14 protein-coding genes are annotated in these 16391 nt (G+C 37.0%); 6 read left to right on the forward strand and 8 right to left on the reverse strand.

Annotated features, from left to right (window positions below; genetic code table 11):
• Nucleotides 1-155: 155 nt before the first annotated feature.
• Both EPJ89_RS08315 and EPJ89_RS08320 read right to left on the reverse strand, forming a co-directional pair.
• Entirely contained in the window at nucleotides 156-1493 is a 1338-nt protein-coding gene (locus EPJ89_RS08315) for a sensor histidine kinase (RefSeq protein WP_200549496.1), read from the reverse strand.
• 3 nt (nucleotides 1494-1496) lie between these two features.
• Nucleotides 1497-2225 (reverse strand): LytR/AlgR family response regulator transcription factor, encoded by a 729-nt coding sequence (locus tag EPJ89_RS08320; RefSeq protein WP_161637306.1) that lies wholly within the window; start codon nucleotides 2223-2225, stop codon nucleotides 1497-1499.
• A 216-nt stretch (nucleotides 2226-2441) separates the two neighbouring features.
• Here EPJ89_RS08320 and EPJ89_RS08325 point away from each other — a divergent pair, with 216 nt between their 5' ends.
• The gene (locus EPJ89_RS08325; protein WP_164503766.1) at nucleotides 2442-2780 is read left to right on the forward strand and encodes a hypothetical protein; all 339 of its coding nucleotides are present in this window, start codon (nucleotides 2442-2444) and stop codon (nucleotides 2778-2780) included.
• A 34-nt stretch (nucleotides 2781-2814) separates the two neighbouring features.
• Here EPJ89_RS08325 and EPJ89_RS08330 read toward each other — a convergent pair whose 3' ends face one another.
• Entirely contained in the window at nucleotides 2815-5667 is a 2853-nt protein-coding gene (locus tag EPJ89_RS08330; protein ID WP_200549498.1) for a DUF3427 domain-containing protein, read from the reverse strand.
• A 22-nt stretch (nucleotides 5668-5689) separates the two neighbouring features.
• On the reverse strand, nucleotides 5690-6718 hold the full coding sequence (locus EPJ89_RS08335; RefSeq protein WP_200549500.1) for an NAD(P)/FAD-dependent oxidoreductase: 1029 nt from the start codon (nucleotides 6716-6718) through the stop codon (nucleotides 5690-5692).
• A 179-nt stretch (nucleotides 6719-6897) separates the two neighbouring features.
• On the opposite strand from EPJ89_RS08335, the gene EPJ89_RS08340 reads away from it, so the two are divergent.
• The 3 genes from EPJ89_RS08340 to pepF all read left to right on the forward strand — a co-directional run bounded on the left by EPJ89_RS08340 (nucleotide 6898) and on the right by pepF (nucleotide 11766).
• Nucleotides 6898-9216, forward strand: a complete 2319-nt coding sequence (locus tag EPJ89_RS08340) for an HAD-IC family P-type ATPase (RefSeq protein ID WP_200542714.1) — start codon at nucleotides 6898-6900, stop codon at nucleotides 9214-9216.
• Nucleotides 9217-9276: 60 nt separating this feature from the next.
• Nucleotides 9277-9894, forward strand: a complete 618-nt coding sequence (locus tag EPJ89_RS08345; protein ID WP_161637299.1) for an ankyrin repeat domain-containing protein — start codon at nucleotides 9277-9279, stop codon at nucleotides 9892-9894.
• 69 nt (nucleotides 9895-9963) lie between these two features.
• Nucleotides 9964-11766: an oligoendopeptidase F gene (gene pepF, locus EPJ89_RS08350; protein ID WP_161637298.1), complete on the forward strand. Its 1803-nt coding sequence runs from the start codon at nucleotides 9964-9966 to the stop codon at nucleotides 11764-11766.
• Between the two features lie 45 nt (nucleotides 11767-11811).
• Here the strand turns inward: pepF and EPJ89_RS08355 are convergent, their stop codons facing one another.
• The 3 genes from EPJ89_RS08355 to nagA form a co-directional block, all read right to left on the reverse strand.
• Nucleotides 11812-12207, reverse strand: coding sequence for a hypothetical protein (locus EPJ89_RS08355; protein WP_200542773.1), 396 nt, complete (start codon nucleotides 12205-12207; stop codon nucleotides 11812-11814).
• Between the two features lie 92 nt (nucleotides 12208-12299).
• Nucleotides 12300-13136 (reverse strand): M15 family metallopeptidase, encoded by an 837-nt coding sequence (locus EPJ89_RS08360; protein WP_200549502.1) that lies wholly within the window; start codon nucleotides 13134-13136, stop codon nucleotides 12300-12302.
• A 60-nt stretch (nucleotides 13137-13196) separates the two neighbouring features.
• Nucleotides 13197-14351, reverse strand: a complete 1155-nt coding sequence (nagA, locus tag EPJ89_RS08365) for an N-acetylglucosamine-6-phosphate deacetylase (protein ID WP_161637295.1) — start codon at nucleotides 14349-14351, stop codon at nucleotides 13197-13199.
• A 155-nt stretch (nucleotides 14352-14506) separates the two neighbouring features.
• Between nagA and EPJ89_RS08370 the strand changes: the two genes are divergently transcribed.
• On the forward strand, nucleotides 14507-15229 hold the full coding sequence (locus tag EPJ89_RS08370; RefSeq protein WP_161637294.1) for a glucosamine-6-phosphate deaminase: 723 nt from the start codon (nucleotides 14507-14509) through the stop codon (nucleotides 15227-15229).
• Between the two features lie 39 nt (nucleotides 15230-15268).
• Here EPJ89_RS08370 and EPJ89_RS08375 read toward each other — a convergent pair whose 3' ends face one another.
• Nucleotides 15269-15598 (reverse strand): zinc ribbon domain-containing protein YjdM, encoded by a 330-nt coding sequence (locus EPJ89_RS08375; RefSeq protein ID WP_200542775.1) that lies wholly within the window; start codon nucleotides 15596-15598, stop codon nucleotides 15269-15271.
• 201 nt (nucleotides 15599-15799) lie between these two features.
• Between EPJ89_RS08375 and agaF the strand changes: the two genes are divergently transcribed.
• Complete coding sequence (gene agaF, locus EPJ89_RS08380; protein WP_161637292.1) at nucleotides 15800-16234, forward strand: PTS galactosamine/N-acetylgalactosamine transporter subunit IIA; 435 nt, start codon at nucleotides 15800-15802, stop codon at nucleotides 16232-16234.
• Nucleotides 16235-16391: the final 157 nt, after the last annotated feature.

A 16391-nucleotide genomic window follows, 5' to 3' on the forward strand; every position in this document is an offset into this window, starting at 1 on the left:
GTCTTTCATTTTTTTATCTAATTGTTTATACTTCATATGGGAGCTCCTTTTAGTCGGGTGGGCTCCTTTTATTATACAAAAACAACCGCACCTTGGGTGGTGCGGTTGAGATTTGAATTTAGGAAAACACTTCCTTCCAAGGAAGTGTTTTCTTTTTATGCTTCTGTTGTATGATCGCGAGGAAAATTCATTACAACTTTAAAAACATCGCCATCGACCGACCAATTGGCTACCCCACCAAGTTGTTCAATGGTTTTACGAACAATCTTAAATCCAAGACCACGAGAACCTTTATCCGTGGTTTTTGTGCTCTCCAGATTCTCGTGATAATTGCCATCAAAACGATTTGAAATCATCACATCGATCCAATTATCCCGAAGCTTCGATTTAACCTTGATAAACCGTTGTTCTTCAGGAAGCATAAGCGTCGCCTCATGCGCATTTTTAAGCAGATTTGTAAAGATACGAACGACCTCGAGTTCTGTTAACGCAACCGTTTGATCCCAATAAAGCATACACTCAAAGGTTATGCCTTCATTATTACACGTATTCGCGAACTCCTGCATAATCGCATCCAACAAACTATCGTTTGAATATGTTGGATGCGTAGTTAAGCCATCTGACATTTGTACACCCATCTCATCCAAAATATGAATCGCCGTCTCATAATCATTTTTCCTCAACAACGCATTAATGGTGGATAAGGTATTTTTATAATCGTGACGAAACTCTCGAAAAGACTGCGTATACACTTGATACGACTTATAATGCTTTACTTGCATATCCAATTGTTTTTGTAGGGCTACGGTTTGCTTTTCGTATTCCAAGGCTTCACATGATCGTACGGAGTTCGCCACAACAATTGCCGCAACCCCCATAACCACAACACATGTAAAAAGATACATCAACGTAAACCATTGATCATTGGCAGTATAGCGACTTCCAAACCCGACAATGGTCAAATAAAATCCCAAAGATAACTTTGTCACGGTCACAAATAAAACCTGATCCGTATTGCGAAACAACGCTTGAATTCGCGCTGTCGTAACAGAATAGCGTTGGAGCATAAGAAACAAAATAATGACAAAAATACATGTGGTTTGAAAACTGATCATATCACTCATCGATCCCGATGCAATAAGACGAATTGGGATTCCAGATAGAAGTGAATACATCCCAAATACAAAACCACGTACAGTATAGAAGTAAAAGACATGACGCACCGTCGCATATGCAGCCAACGTGCTTGATATTTTATATATAATCTTAAAACTAATAAACATAACTAAAAGCATAAAGAGATAGCTAATATAAGTTTCAAAAACAAATTGTCGTGAAAACAAAACCAACATAGAACTCATTACCATACAAATACCGAGTGAGATATTTCCGTAAGATCGCATTTCTGCATGATCTTTTAGAAAGTATACAGACAGATAGGTGTAGAAATAGTAGGTAATCGTAGAGGTAATTGCGAGTATCAGGTACATCATGCGCTAATCCCAGTTTTTCTCTACAAAGTCATTAAAACTCTGCTTCACATCACTTTGGTAAGCTTTTCCAATCGGCAACTCTTCACCATTTTCAAGACGTAACGATTGATTTTTAAAGAGCACGATATGGTTTAAATTAACCAGGTACGAACGATGAACCCGAACAAAATTTCGATTCGCCAAACGTGTAGTGAGTCGATCCATCGTTTCATAAAAATCAAAATATTCATCTTTGTTGAAATGGACACGCATCACACGACGATATATTTCAAAGTGAGAAATATCTTTAAAGGGAATGCGACGAGACTCCGCCCCAAAATTACAATCAAAAAAATCTCCCGACCGTTTATCAATCTGTGTCAAAGCTTGTCCTAATACGGTACGAAAACGAGTATCATCGGTATCCTGCTTTATGAGATAATTGAATGAGCCCACATCAAAGGCATCAAAAACAAAATCAGATGACGAGGTTAGAAAAATAATTTGCGAATTATAACCCATCGCACGGATTTGCTTCGCAACCTCTACACCATTCAGTTCATCCATAAAAACATCCAGAAAGATTATATCTGGTTCTTCATAATGATCCGTTAATTCAAAAATTAAATCTTCACCACGAGAAAACGAGCTCAACTCCACCTCAACCCCTCGTGACATTGCGTAACGCTTAATTAAGTAACGATACTTTTCGATAATAGCATTATCATCGTCACATAGGACAATACGTATCATACAAGAACCCCCTATTCATTTATAGTATTATATCATGTTGCGTGTAAAGAAACACAAATCGCCGAATATATAGTCCATATTCACCTTTATTTTATCTAATTTTCATAAAAGTTTTATGCTCACAATTTCCACCAAATTTGAACACACAGATTTCATAACCCCCATATTTAATTTTCATATTGGTATGGTATTCTTTCTCAAGAAAGGATGAGATCTATGAGGAAAGGCAATCAAATCACACTCCTGTTCTTATTGTTTGCAGTTTTAATTGGATGCCAGGCTACCCACCAAACACCCACACTCATCACGGACAAATCATCAATTAACCATCCATTTATCGTTACCTACGTTACCGGTAAATTTTCCGATTATGGATACTCCGTAAATCAAGATGAACAAATTAAAATCTACAAGGACAGCGACACACAGTGGACCTTTAGCCAAACAGCCCCTGACAACACCGAAAATATCATCACTGTCATGTGGGATGGACAATCTGAGATTGCGGAAACAATCTTTGTGCAAGTAGCGAATAAGGTGGTATTTAAACGATAAAAAAAGACGGAATTATTGTTCCGTTTTTTTTCGCTTAAAAATCTGTAATATAAGAGTAAATATCTTGTCTAACGCTCTTTTTCATCTTAAAAATAACATTTACGATCGGTAACACTTTATTTTTGGCTGTTATGGTAGTTTCTGAAATTTTTATCGGTTCCATTTCGCCTAAATAGAAAAATTGTCCCTGCTCGGAATCTTCTTTTTTTACGAATAATGAGATAAGTGTATTATTTTTTTTGAAATTTTTTATCGCTTCAATTTCCGGTCCAGTAATTCTGACATTGTTTCTGCTCATCCAACTAAATGTATTTTGATCAATGAATTTGTCGTCATAACGAATCGATTCATCAATTTTATTGTCTTTATGATAAGTAACAAAAATTGGAATTGTATTGTTCTTCACCATATACCCATAAACCGCAGCAGATGAATCCTTTTTCCAATTAAATAACCAACACATGTCTTTACGTGTATATCGTTCATATAAAACCATACCGGATTCAATATTTCTTTCTATATATTTTTCACGATAATTAACTAAACCCAAATCGATAATCCCTCTTAAGTGAAAAAATAGGGTACCCAGATTTTCTGAGGATCTTAATTCAGCATTCAAAGACCAATTATTGTTTTTTTCAATAATGATTGGCTTGGCACCATACTTCATAAATAGATCAGACTTCACAAAACCTAACTGCAACATATTTATCGTAGAATCATACTCAAGTTCACTCCTGCAAACATCTCGAACCATCTTGTCATTTATGGTTCCCTTATTTAATATTTTCTCGAGAACTCTTAATTCAGTATCTCTTTTTCCAGATGATATTTCCTTTGATAACATGGTTAAGATTCCAATTTCATAATCGGAAAGTATTCCTTCGTATGTCTTATCAATTTTCTTAAGGAACGTGTAATAGTTTCCATATAGAGACGATTTAATAAATAATTGAGGATCTATCGATTTTTCAGTAATAAATTCTTGTAGTGCCGGAACTCTACCGAGTCTATACTTTAAGTTATTATATTCTAACCGCAAATGCTTCGTCGCCGAAAAGTTTGTACTATCAATTGTTTTATAGATTTGGGTCAATGCAGTTTTATCAAATTCGACTGTTGAACTGCCTGGAATCGTGCTCTTTCCACCAATTAGATACTTCTTAATTTCATCCTTAGAATAGCTTTGATTTCCTGATAACGCTATCGGAATCATATAGTTATTAGAATAATTACCGATAAAATCAATTACAACAACATAGTCTTTATTTTTTGATAATCGAAGACCTCGACCAAGTTGTTGTATAAATACAATCGCTGACTCCGTCGAACGAAGCATTACGATCTGATTGATCTCCGGAATATCAATTCCCTCGTTAAAAATATCTACCGTTAAAATATAATCTAGATCGCCATCATCAGAAGTGAGACGTATGATCGCATTTTCTCGCTCTTGTTGGGAATTTTTTCCAGAAAGTGAAATAGTTCTGAGTCCCCGCGTATTCAATTTTTTTGACAATTCAGATGCCTCATCATTTGTGCTACAAAACATCAGTCCTTTAAGTTTATTACCACAATGTCCATAGTACTTTGTATACTTTAAAATATGCTCGATACGGTCATCTGAAACCAATTGCCCAAACTGGCTATGATCATTAATAATTTCTCCATCGATTTTCAAATCTGTAATACCAAAATAATGGAATGGCACTAACATATTCTCTTCGAGAGCCTTTTGAAGACGTATTTCATATGCAATATTATAGTCAAACAACTCAAAAATATTTAAAGAATCACCTCGCTCTGGCGTTGCGGTCATTCCTAAAATAAACTTAGGTTTAAAGTATTCCATAACATTGATATACGTATTCGCTGCGGAACGATGCGCTTCATCAATGACAATATAGTCGAAATCATCTACCTTAAAATTCTTGAGTGTTTGTGGTTTTGAAATCGTCTGAATGGTCGTAAACAAATAATCAAACTGATCGTCCTTATAATTTCCGGTATATAAACCCATCGTTCTATTATCAATGATCGATTTAAATGTATCCATAGCATCTCTTGCTACTTGTTCTCTGTGAATGATAAACAACATTCTCTTAGGTTTCATTGCTTTAACGTCAAAAGCCGCCAAAAATGTTTTTCCCGTACCAGTAGCTGAAATCACAAGTGCTCTAGATGCACCAGATATTCTTAACTGTCGAAGATTTTCTAACGCTTCACTTTGCATCTGATTTGGCTTTATTGTCTCAGATAATTGATTTAGATCTTCTATTTGCTCTTTAATCTGTTGATGCACATAGTACTTTTTCTCATATGCGTCGATCCATGTGTTGGATAGATGCGTAGAATTATTCCATAAGTAATCAAATTCATCAATAGAATCCCTATATATTTTTCCATCTTCAAGTGAACTCAACTTGATATTCCACTCGTTATTTGTTGTTAATGCACCTTGCGTTAGGTTTGAACTCCCTACAATTAGATTAGAATATCCTTCATGATGGAAAATATAACCTTTTGAATGGAGGGGTTTATGCTCATGTACCCGAACTTCTAGATTCGGATATGAAAGTAGTTTTCTAAAAACACGTGGATTATTAAAAAACAGATAGGATGAGGTTATTATTTTTCCTTTAATATTATGTTCTATGCAATGCAACATTTGATTAGCAAGGATGCTTAAACCCCCTTCAGTTACAAATGCAACGGTTATCTTAAATTCATTGCAACTTAAAAGTTCTTTTTGAATTGACGTTAAAACTTTTTCACCACGTCTATAATCATTTATTAGTAAGTTTGTTAGTAGTTTTTCATTTGATAAGAGCGTGTTATCTAAATATGATGTTTCTAAACTACCTTTGAGTAATACTGCTAGTTCCATATATTTATTCCCCCATATTTATTTATAGTTTATCACTTTTAATAATACTTTGTGCAATTTTAAAACCTATAGCAACCCCAGTAGTCAGTCCTGATGACCCCAATCCACTTGCTTGATATACACCCGGTTCACCCTCTACTTCCCCGTAGAAAGGACTAAAATCCGAACTCACTGCGCGTGTTCCTACGCGTACGTGATCAATTTCAAGTCTATCTATTTCTGGAAAGTGTTTCTTCGCCTCATTTTTGAGATATTCACTTGAATTCGGATCAATATCTAGATTAAATCCTTTTTCATTTTCATGGGTTGCACCAATGACTAATTGTCCTTGATTTCCATAAAGAAAGTCAATTTCTCCCTGTGGCATAAATACGGGATAGTTATGATTGGGTTCGAGGATATTCTTGAATTCTATAAGTTGTCCTTTTTGCGGTTTCACACTGAGTTCCTTATTTGGAAATTGTTCTTGTAACCAAGCCCCACAAGCAAGGATAACTGCATCATAAGTTTGACCATCAACGATAAGTCGATCTTCTTGACGTGACCAATAGACGCGTTTATTGATTACCGTTAAACTCTCAGCTTCTTTCTGTAATGTCTCGATCAGTTTTAAGCCATCGACCTGTGCTCCACCTGAAACATAAAGTGCTCGATCACATTGAATAAAGGGCGGTAACTTTTCTTGCAGTGCTTCGCCTTCTAAAATTTCCACTTCCCCCATCTCAGGTGCGTCGATGCGACGTTGTAATGCAATGTTATAGAGCTTATCTAATAATTTATCATGTGTTATAAGTGCGCCACTTTGACGATAATAGGATGTATCATTGAGGTCTTTATTTAATCTTTGATAGAATGCTGCCCCTTCACGTGCAAGTTGATACCATTCCTGGTTGCGACGTTGGCTAACCCAAGGACAAATAATCCCTACTGCTGCTTTGGTTGCTTGGCCCGTTGGGTCATCATATAGGGTAACGTGGTTTCCATGTTTACTTAAATAATAGGCAGCTGTAGAACCTACAATGCCACCACCAATAATTGCGATTTTTTTCATCTTTTATCCCCTCCATATCTCTTATACTAGTGTATCAAAATATCCCGGTTATGTAACAAAATTGTAACTTTCGTCATAAGTTCAAAATTATGATGTATACTTTGTACTATAACACTAGTATAGTGTTGATTTTTCTTTCGAATAAATTTATAGTTATAAATAGATTACGGAGTATCGCTATGCAAAATAAAAAAGGTCTAACGACACAGCAAGTAAAACAACTAACTCTGGAAGGTAAGATTAACCGCCTTCCCAAACCCGAAATTAAAACAAATGCGCAAATCATTTTAAGTAATGTATTTACGCTTTTTAACTTATATAACATTATTATCGCATCCGCACTTGTATATGTAAAAGCATGGACGAGTTTATTTTTTATGGGTGTTATTATTTCCAATACATTTATGTTTATTTTCCAGGAAATACGATCACGAAATTTAATCAGTAAACTCAATATTATTATCTCTCCAAAAACAACAGTTATTCGTGATGGTAAACGCCTTGAACTGGATAACGAAGAAATTGTCCTTGGTGATTTAGTCTATTATGAAGCTGGAAATCAAATTAGTGCTGATGCACGAATTGTGGATGGAGCAGTGGAAGTCAATGAATCCCTTCTTACTGGCGAGGTTGATCCAGTAGATAAATCAATTGATGCGGAAATTCTATCGGGAAGTTTTATTGTTAGTGGTGCATGTTATGCAGAGATTATCCATGTTGGAAAAGATAACTATGCAATCAAAGTAACTTCTGCGGTCAAAACAAATCGTGTCATTTCGTCAGAACTTCTCAAAACATTTAAAACTGTTACAAAAATTACAAGTTTCTTTATCATTCCCATTGGTGCCATTTTACTATACCAAGGGCTTATACTTCGAGGACAAGCTTTTGATTCAGTTATCGTTAATACCGCAACGGCCCTCTTAGGCATGCTACCACAAGGTTTAGTTCTACTCACTACCTTAGTCCTTATTGGAGCCGTCTTAAAACTTGGTTCTAAGAAAACTCTTGTACAAGATTTATACGCAATTGAAACGTTGTCGCAATCCAGTGTCTTATGTTTGGATAAAACAGGAACTTTAACTCATGGCGTAATGAAAGTAATTCATGTAGAAACTCTTGATGAAATCCTTTATGAATACATGAGTTCATATATTGAAAATTCAAACGATAATAATGCTACATCTGCAGCAATTAAGGATTATTTTGAAGTCATTCCGACACAGCTTCAAGCGGTAGAGCAAATCCCGTTCTCATCAGCGCGCAAGTGGGCAGGGATGAATTTCTCAAACAATCATGCAGTCTTAGTTGGTGCTCCTGATATTTTACTACCAGGAACACGGATTCCCGAAAAAGTAGAGTCCTTGCGACGGGATGGTGCGCGCATTCTCTTGATTTGTGAATCGCTTTCACCCATTCATAAAGACAGTTCGCTTAAGGGAATCTTACCGCTCGCTTACATTGCTTTAGAAGATCCAATTCGTGATGACGCTTACGATGCCATCCAGTTCTTCCGTGAAAATGATGTTACAGCGAAAGTTATCTCAGGTGATAACGTAGAAACCGTTGCCGCGATTGCTCGCAAAGCGGGCATCGAAAACTATCAAACTGTGGTGGACGCACAATCTCTTAAAACTGAGGAAGACTTAACGGAGGCCATTCTTAATTGCAATGTTATTGGTCGAGCAACGCCAAATCAAAAACTGGATTTTGTACGGATTCTTCAAGAACATGGGGAGAAAGTTGCGATGACTGGTGATGGTATTAACGATGTTCTTGCACTTAAGAACTCTGATTGTTCGATCGCTATGGGAGAAGGTAGCGATGCAGCCTTGCATATCTCACAAATCGTTGTAATGGACGGACAACTTTCCACACTTGTAGATGTTGTGAAGGAAGGACGTATGGTGATCAATAACATCACCCGTTCCGCGTCCATGTATTACCTACGGACAATTCTAACCATATTTATTGCGATTACCGCAGTTGTTATGAATGTTCCCTTTCCGTTTATTCCGTTCCAAATTACTTTAACCAATATGTTTATTGATGGATTCCCTTCGTTTATGTTGTTGTTTCAGCCAAGTTATGAACGCCCTAAAGAACGAATCCTCAATCATGTCTTACGTCATGCATTCCCAAATGCAATGACCATTATCCTTTTATGGCTCTTCCTCAATATTTGGGGAACTCACTTTGGATTAACAACAGAAGTTGTTCAAACGATGATGTACTTTATTAACGGTTATGTCTCCATTGGTATGATCTACCGTATCTATAAGCCACTCAACCTATACCGAACCATCGTTCTTATTATCAATGTCATTGGTTTTGGGCTTGCAACCAAACTCTTCTGGCCGCTCTTGGAACTACAGCCACTCAGTCCAGAACATGCACAGTTTACAGCAATCTTGCTAATTGTTGCCATTCCAATTGTAATCATCATCCATAAACTAGCGCTAATGTATATCGATTACACCAATAATAAAAACAACTAAATACAAACCAACACCTTCCATCGTGGAGGGTGTTTTTTGGTTTAAACCTAGAAGTGTGCTATGATTAAAGCAGAAAGGATTGATATTTTGAATGAATTGATCGAAGCAATTCATCATAATGACATTGATTCAGTTCAGACAATCCTTATCAACGACCCACACGTCGTATCTCACCCTTCAGGTGATCGTTTGCAATCCCCACTACAAGAAGCAATTCAAAACAGTCGTCTTGAAATTGCTCAGTTAATTATTGAAACAAAGGATAATGTTAACTTTATGGTTCAAGGTGAACTCGAACATTGGCAACAACCCATTTTACACGTTGCCATTAGTGAAGCCTTGAATCATTCACGTTATCCCCGACCTCAACGAGATGGCCCTAAAAACGATGGGGTTCTTTTCGACAAGCATCTTGCTTGTCTTAAACTCTTGCTTGATGAAGGCGCCGATATCCATGGTCAAGATTCATTTGGAAATACGCCTCTTATGCGAGCTGTTTTGGATGTGATTAATATTGATTTGGGAATTGTTGATTATGAATTTGAAGAAGATATTCGTCGTGTGTTCGGATTACTCATTGATAAGGGTTCTGACATTCGTGAAGCCACAAACACGCGTAAGTCTATTTTTGAACTGTACCGAAATCATAAAGTGATGAATTATATACCAAAAGGATGAGGATTTCACTCATCTTTTTTCTTATTTCCGTCGAATTTTGATATAATAGTCAAAATTAGGAGGTTTTTTATGGCACAAAAATTAGTACACCGTAGTGATGTGAATCCTGAACATACATGGGATTTACGGGGTCTTTTTAAAACTGAAGATGACTACAATCGAACATTTGATTCACTTGAGAAAGAAGTGGATACATTTGTCTCAACTTATAAAGGGCAATTAAACACACCTGAGAATATTGTTGAAGCATTGGGTGTCTATGCACCAATGTATGAGAAAATGGTGCACCTTGGCACTTACAACAGCCTCAGTGCTTCTGCGGATCAATCCAATGAAGAAACAATTCAACGTTATGGTCTTTATGCAATTCGTACTACTGAAATTTCAAATAAGTTAGCGTTCTTTACATCTGAAATTTCGGGAAACGACAGTGAGACACTCGAAAATGCAGTACAACTCAACGATTTTAGTAAAGGGTTCTTAAAACAAATTCTTCGTGAAAAACCACATGCGCTTTCACCTGAGGTAGAAGCCGCTGTTACCGCATTAAATGCCGCATTGGATGCTCCTTACAGCATCTATAATCGTGGTAAACTTCAAGATATGAGTTTTGATGATTTTGAAGTCAATGGCAAATCATACCCAAACAGTTTTGTCCTTTTTGAAGGCGAGTGGGAATATGAAATTGACCACGATGTACGTCATAAGGCATTTGAAGAGTTCTATGGAAAACTTGCGGAGTACCAACATACCTTCGCAGAAGTGTATCAAACCCAAGTTCTTAAGGAAAAAGCACTTGCAACCCTTAAGGGATTCGATTCAGTCATCGATTATCTGCTCTTCGATCAAGAAGTATCACGAGATATGTATGATCGTCAAATTGATTTGATTACTGAACATCTTGCACCACATATGCGTAAATACGCGCAATTACTCCAATCTGTTCATGGTTTGGATACGATGTCATTTTATGATTTACTCATGCCCTTAGATCCAGGGTTTGAACCCGATATTTCAATTGAAGCATCGCGCGAGAAATTACTTGAAGGGTTAAGCATTCTTGGTGAAGATTATCTCGCCATGGTAAATCGAGCATTTGATGAACGTTGGATTGATTTCCCACAAAATATTGGAAAATCAACCGGGGCTTTCTGTTCAAGTCCATATGGTGCACATCCTTATGTTCTCATTAGTTGGACTGAACGTATGCGTGAAGTCTTTGTCTTAGCTCATGAGTTAGGACATGCAGGTCATTTCTACCTTGCCGGACAAAATCAGAATATTTATGATACACGCCCTTCTCTATACTTTATCGAGGCACCCTCAACGATGAATGAACTCATCATGGCAAATCATCTTACGACACAATCGGATGATCCCCGCTTTAAACGTTGGGTATTATCAACGATGATCAGCCGTACCTACTATCATAATTTTGTTACCCACCTCCTTGAAGCTGCCTATCAGCGTGAAGTATACCGTGCCGTTGATGCGGGTAAACCACTTTCAACTGCAGGACTTAATGCGATGAAACGATCGGTACTTGAAGCGTTTTGGGGTGATGTTGTCACGATTAATCCTAATGTGGAACTCACATGGATGCGTCAACCACATTACTATATGGGTCTATACCCATACACTTACAGTGCTGGATTAACCATCGCAACTGAAGTCAGTCAAAAAGTCTTGAACGGTACTTTAGATATCGAACGATGGAAAGATGTTTTAAAAGCTGGAGGAACCAAAACGCCGCTGGAACTGGCACAAATGGTAGATGTTGATCTTTCAACCGATGCACCGCTCCGTCATACAATAGAGCATATTGGTGCGATGATTGATGAAATTATCGACCTTACCGAACAAATGAAGTAATTCAAAAAAAGCCGAAGCATCACGACGATGTCTCGGCTTTTTTTATTAGGTTGTTTGTTGGTAATCTTCAATAATCACCAGTAAAGCATTGCAGAGTTTGTCGTAGCCTTCATCATTTCGATATGCAAGGTCCATGTCATAATCTGCTAGCAATGCTTTTTCCGCAATTTGACCCGTTTCAACACGTTGGGCTGTCTGACCACTTTTTCGAATTGCTTTAATAATATCCAAACATTCATGAATGGTCGTGCCGGATAAGGCTTTTTGTTTCTTTATAAATTCTGTGATGTTATCACAATACGCTTCAAAATCATCATTCCAATGTTTATTTTCATACACTTGTGCTTCAGTACGTAAACGCTGAATTTGGTTTAAAACTTCACCAAACACATGATCACCTTCGGGTATAAGATTGGCTAATTTTTTATTACAAGGTTCCATAAATAATAAACCTCCTTTAGTAAAATATACCATGATTGTTTCCTTAAATTCACATCATTTTTAAAGATTCAAAGGAATTCATGGGTACAATTTTAAAAAGGAAACTGATTGAGGTATGCATCCAAACTCATATTGGCCTTGATGATTTTTTCTGAAATTGCGCCTACATAACGATAATGCCAAGGTTGAAATGCATAACCTGTTTCCGCTTCTTTTCCTTCTGGATATCGGAGAATAAAGCCAAATTGATACGCATTGTTTTGAAGCCATTGATACGCTTGGGTCTCAACGAACGCCATCTCATTCCACGTTTCAATGTCATCACCACCGATATCAAATCCATACCCACTTCGGTGTTCCGAACAACCATCTTGACCACCATAACGATGAGCTCGTTCAATGCCATACCGTTCCTTATTACCTTCATACAATTGATTTTGGAATTCATGGGTATGATAACTGCTGATTTTGGTTAAAACTACACCTTCTTTAAGAGCAGCTGCTTGCATGTATAAAAATTGATTTTCAGCTTCATAGCGCGGTCCAGGTTCATAACTTGGTGGTAAACAATGACCACGATCAACTATTAACAGCCCTTTGCGATAAACACGGGTTCCTTCGTCCATTTGATAGACATCATCCAATTCCTTAGCGAATGCATTTAGTTTGTCTTCAAACTGTTTCAATTCCTCCATGGTTTGAATGCTTCCCAAATGATCTTTAAGTTCGAGATATGCAATGCGATGAGTTGAAAGCACATCACGCTGTTCATAAAACTTCAAGACACGCATGTAATCATCGATTAAATCAACGCCTTCCAGCGTCACGTCATTTTGAATAATGGGTTCGGTCATTTCAGGTTTGGCTGAATTACATCCCGTAATCAGGAAAAAGAGAATTCCTACGATAATTTGATATTTTTTCTTCATATCCCTATTCTATCGTATTCAACTCATAAAAAAAAGGATTCCGAAGAATCCTTAATGGGATTATTTTTGGTATCCAATAACCCCACGGCATATTGTTGTTTGTACATTAATATCATCATCACAAATGACAAGGTCTGCGTCTTTATTGATCGCAATGCTTCCTTTGCGTCCAAAGATTTCTAAGTGTTTCGCAGCATTTTCTGATGACATCTTCACGAGATCATGCATAGGTGCACCCGTAAAGTGTTTGATGTTACGTACTACAAAGTCCATTTCCGCTACCGAACCTGCAAGAGATCCTGTTGCAATACGGCATTCTTTCCCTTTTTTAATAACTTCTTGACCACCAAGGTCATAATTACCATCGGGAAGTCCTTTCGCACGCATTGAGTCTGTAATCGCGATAAAGTTTTCGGCACCCTTAATTTGGTATGTCGCTTTCACAACATCCGGATTTAAATGAATACCATCACAGATCATTTCGGCTTTAAGTGTTGGATTCATAAAACCCGCTGTAACAGCACCGGGTTCACGGTGATGGTGTGGTTTCATCGCATTATGGAAGTGTGTTAAGTTTGAAAGACCATTTTCAATTTCATCTTCAATTTGCTGGCATGTTGCATCGGTATGACCTGCAGATGGCACAACATTTAACGAACGTAAGTGATCGGTAAATCCAATTTCTGCTTCTTCAGGTGCATACGTAATCACTTTAATCATCCCTTCTGAGACATCCCAGAAATGATCAAATGCTTCAAGTGTTGGTTTTAAAACATATTTAGGATTTTGAGCTCCAATATGTTTTGCGGAAATGAAAGGCCCTTCTAAGTGAATCCCTACAATTTCTGCTTCTCCAGGTTTATTATGATTTTTCGCATACTTTACAATCTCACCCAAAGCTTTGTCTACCGCTTCAACGGATTGCGTCATCGTTGTAGCACAATAAGAAGTTGTTCCTTCTTTTGGTAAGAAACGTGCAATGGTTGCGACTGCTTCTTCAGTTCCATCCATATTATCAGCACCGTTTGCACCATGAATGTGTTGATCAATGAACCCTGGTAAAACATTCATTCCCTTTGCATCCACAATTTCTCCCGAGTAAGCGGGAACATTTTCCATTAAACCAAATGCCTTAATGGTTTCATTTTCTGTAAGCACATAACCGTTTTCGATTACGCGGTCTTCTAAATATATACGTCCGTTTATAATTAACATCGTAATTCCTCCTTGTAACCTTTGTTTACCATCTAATTATAGCACTCTTAATTCGTAACACAATTATAATAAACATTAGTTTTGTTGTTGTTTTGGTTTGCTTTATTGATTCGAACCCTTATAATATATGGGAGAAAGAAGAGAGGTTATTCAATATGAAATTATATGTTGTGGAAAACAGCGATGCAGGAGCAGCGTTAGGTTTCGAACTCATTAGTAAAGAATTAAATGAAGGAAAATTAAATGTATTCGGTTTAGCTACAGGGAGCACACCGATTTCATTCTACGATAAAATTACCGCAAGTGATTTAGATTTCTCAAATGTTATCTCAATTAACTTGGATGAATATATTGGTATTGGGGCAGATCATGATCAAAGTTACCATTATTTCATGAACAAGCATTTCTTCAGTAAAAAACCATTTAAGATTAACTACTTACCAAATGGTTTAGAAGAAGATGCGGAAAAAGAATGCAAACGTTATGATGAAATTATTGCTTCAAATCCAATTGATGTTCAAATTTTAGGACTTGGAATCAATGGTCATATTGGTTTTAATGAGCCAGGGGCATCATTTGAAGGATTAACACAAAAAGTATCACTTACAGAATCTACCATTGAAGCCAATGCACGTTTCTTCGAAACGAAAGAAGACGTTCCACGTTATGCATATTCAATGGGAATTAAATCCATTATGTCAGCTCAAAAAATCGTATTATTTGCTTATGGCGATGCGAAAAAAGATGCTGTATACAATATGATGGAAGGAACACCAACTGAAGACTGTCCTGCAAGTGCACTTCAAAATCACGATGATGTAATTGTCATTGTTGATAAAGCTGCAGCTGCTTTACTTGACCTTTCAAAACATCAATAAGACCGGAAACGGTCTTTTTTTTCGAATAAAAAAGAAAGCTTATGCTTTCTTTACAAATTCTGATTTGAGACTCATGGCACCAAAGCCTTCGATGCGACAATCTATATTGTGATCGCCCTCCACAAGTTTAATGTTTTTTACTTTAGTACCTTGTTTCAATGCACTGGATGCCCCTTTAACTTTGAGGTCTTTAGTGATGACGATATCATCTCCGTCCGCAAGCACCGTTCCATGTGCATCTTTGACTACAAGCATTGATTCTTGAGTGCTCAAGGCATTCCATTCATGACCACATTCCGGACATACGAATAAATCTCGATCTTCATAAGTGTACTCGGAAGTACACTGAGGACAATTTGGTAATGTCATTGTATCGCTCCTTTATTTCTTCTTATCTATTTATGAGTATACCGTGGAACGCTAAGAGTTGCAAATTAGACTTGAAGTTAGACGGTTAATAATTTATAATGCTATTTGTATTGTTACCTTGAGAAGTTGCTCCATTTTATGGGATTGGCCTCACATAAAATTCTTTTCAAGAATAGTATATTTTAAAAGGAGATTCATACTATGATCGGAATTATCGTTACAGGTCACGGAAGATTTGCAGAAGGTTTATCTTCATCCGTTGAACTTATTGCAGGTGCACAACCTCAATATAAGAGTGTTTTATTTTTAGAAGAAGCTGGTCCTGAAAAATTATCAAGCGATCTTAAAGAAGCGATTGCTGAAGTAAATACAGGTGAAGGTGTTCTTGTCTTTACAGATTTAAAAGGTGGTACACCTTTTAAAGAATCCGTAATGATCGCAATGAACCAAACTGATGTTCATGTTCTTGCAGGAACAAACCTACCAATGCTCCTTGAAGCAAGTTTAATGCGTTTAAGTGAGCCCGCTGTTTACGACTTTGCGAAATCACTTGCTGAAACAGGTGCTTCCCAAGTTGAACTCTTTGAAATGCCCGAAGCAGATGACGCTTCTGACGATTTCTCAGACGGAATTTAATTATATATATCAAAAGGTCCCCGCATTAGCTGGAGTTGTCAAACAAAAGTAGACATTAATAAAAGACTAGAAACCCTTATCCATTTTATATTGGATAGGGGTTTTGTAATTTAAACAGTAAGCAGGTCTTTCAAAATTGAAATAATGTACATATTCT

Origin of the sequence: Erysipelothrix sp. strain 2 (EsS2-6-Brazil) (genome assembly GCF_016617625.1) — a bacterium.
Lineage (GTDB): Bacteria > Bacillota_I > Bacilli_A > Erysipelotrichales > Erysipelotrichaceae > Erysipelothrix > Erysipelothrix piscisicarius.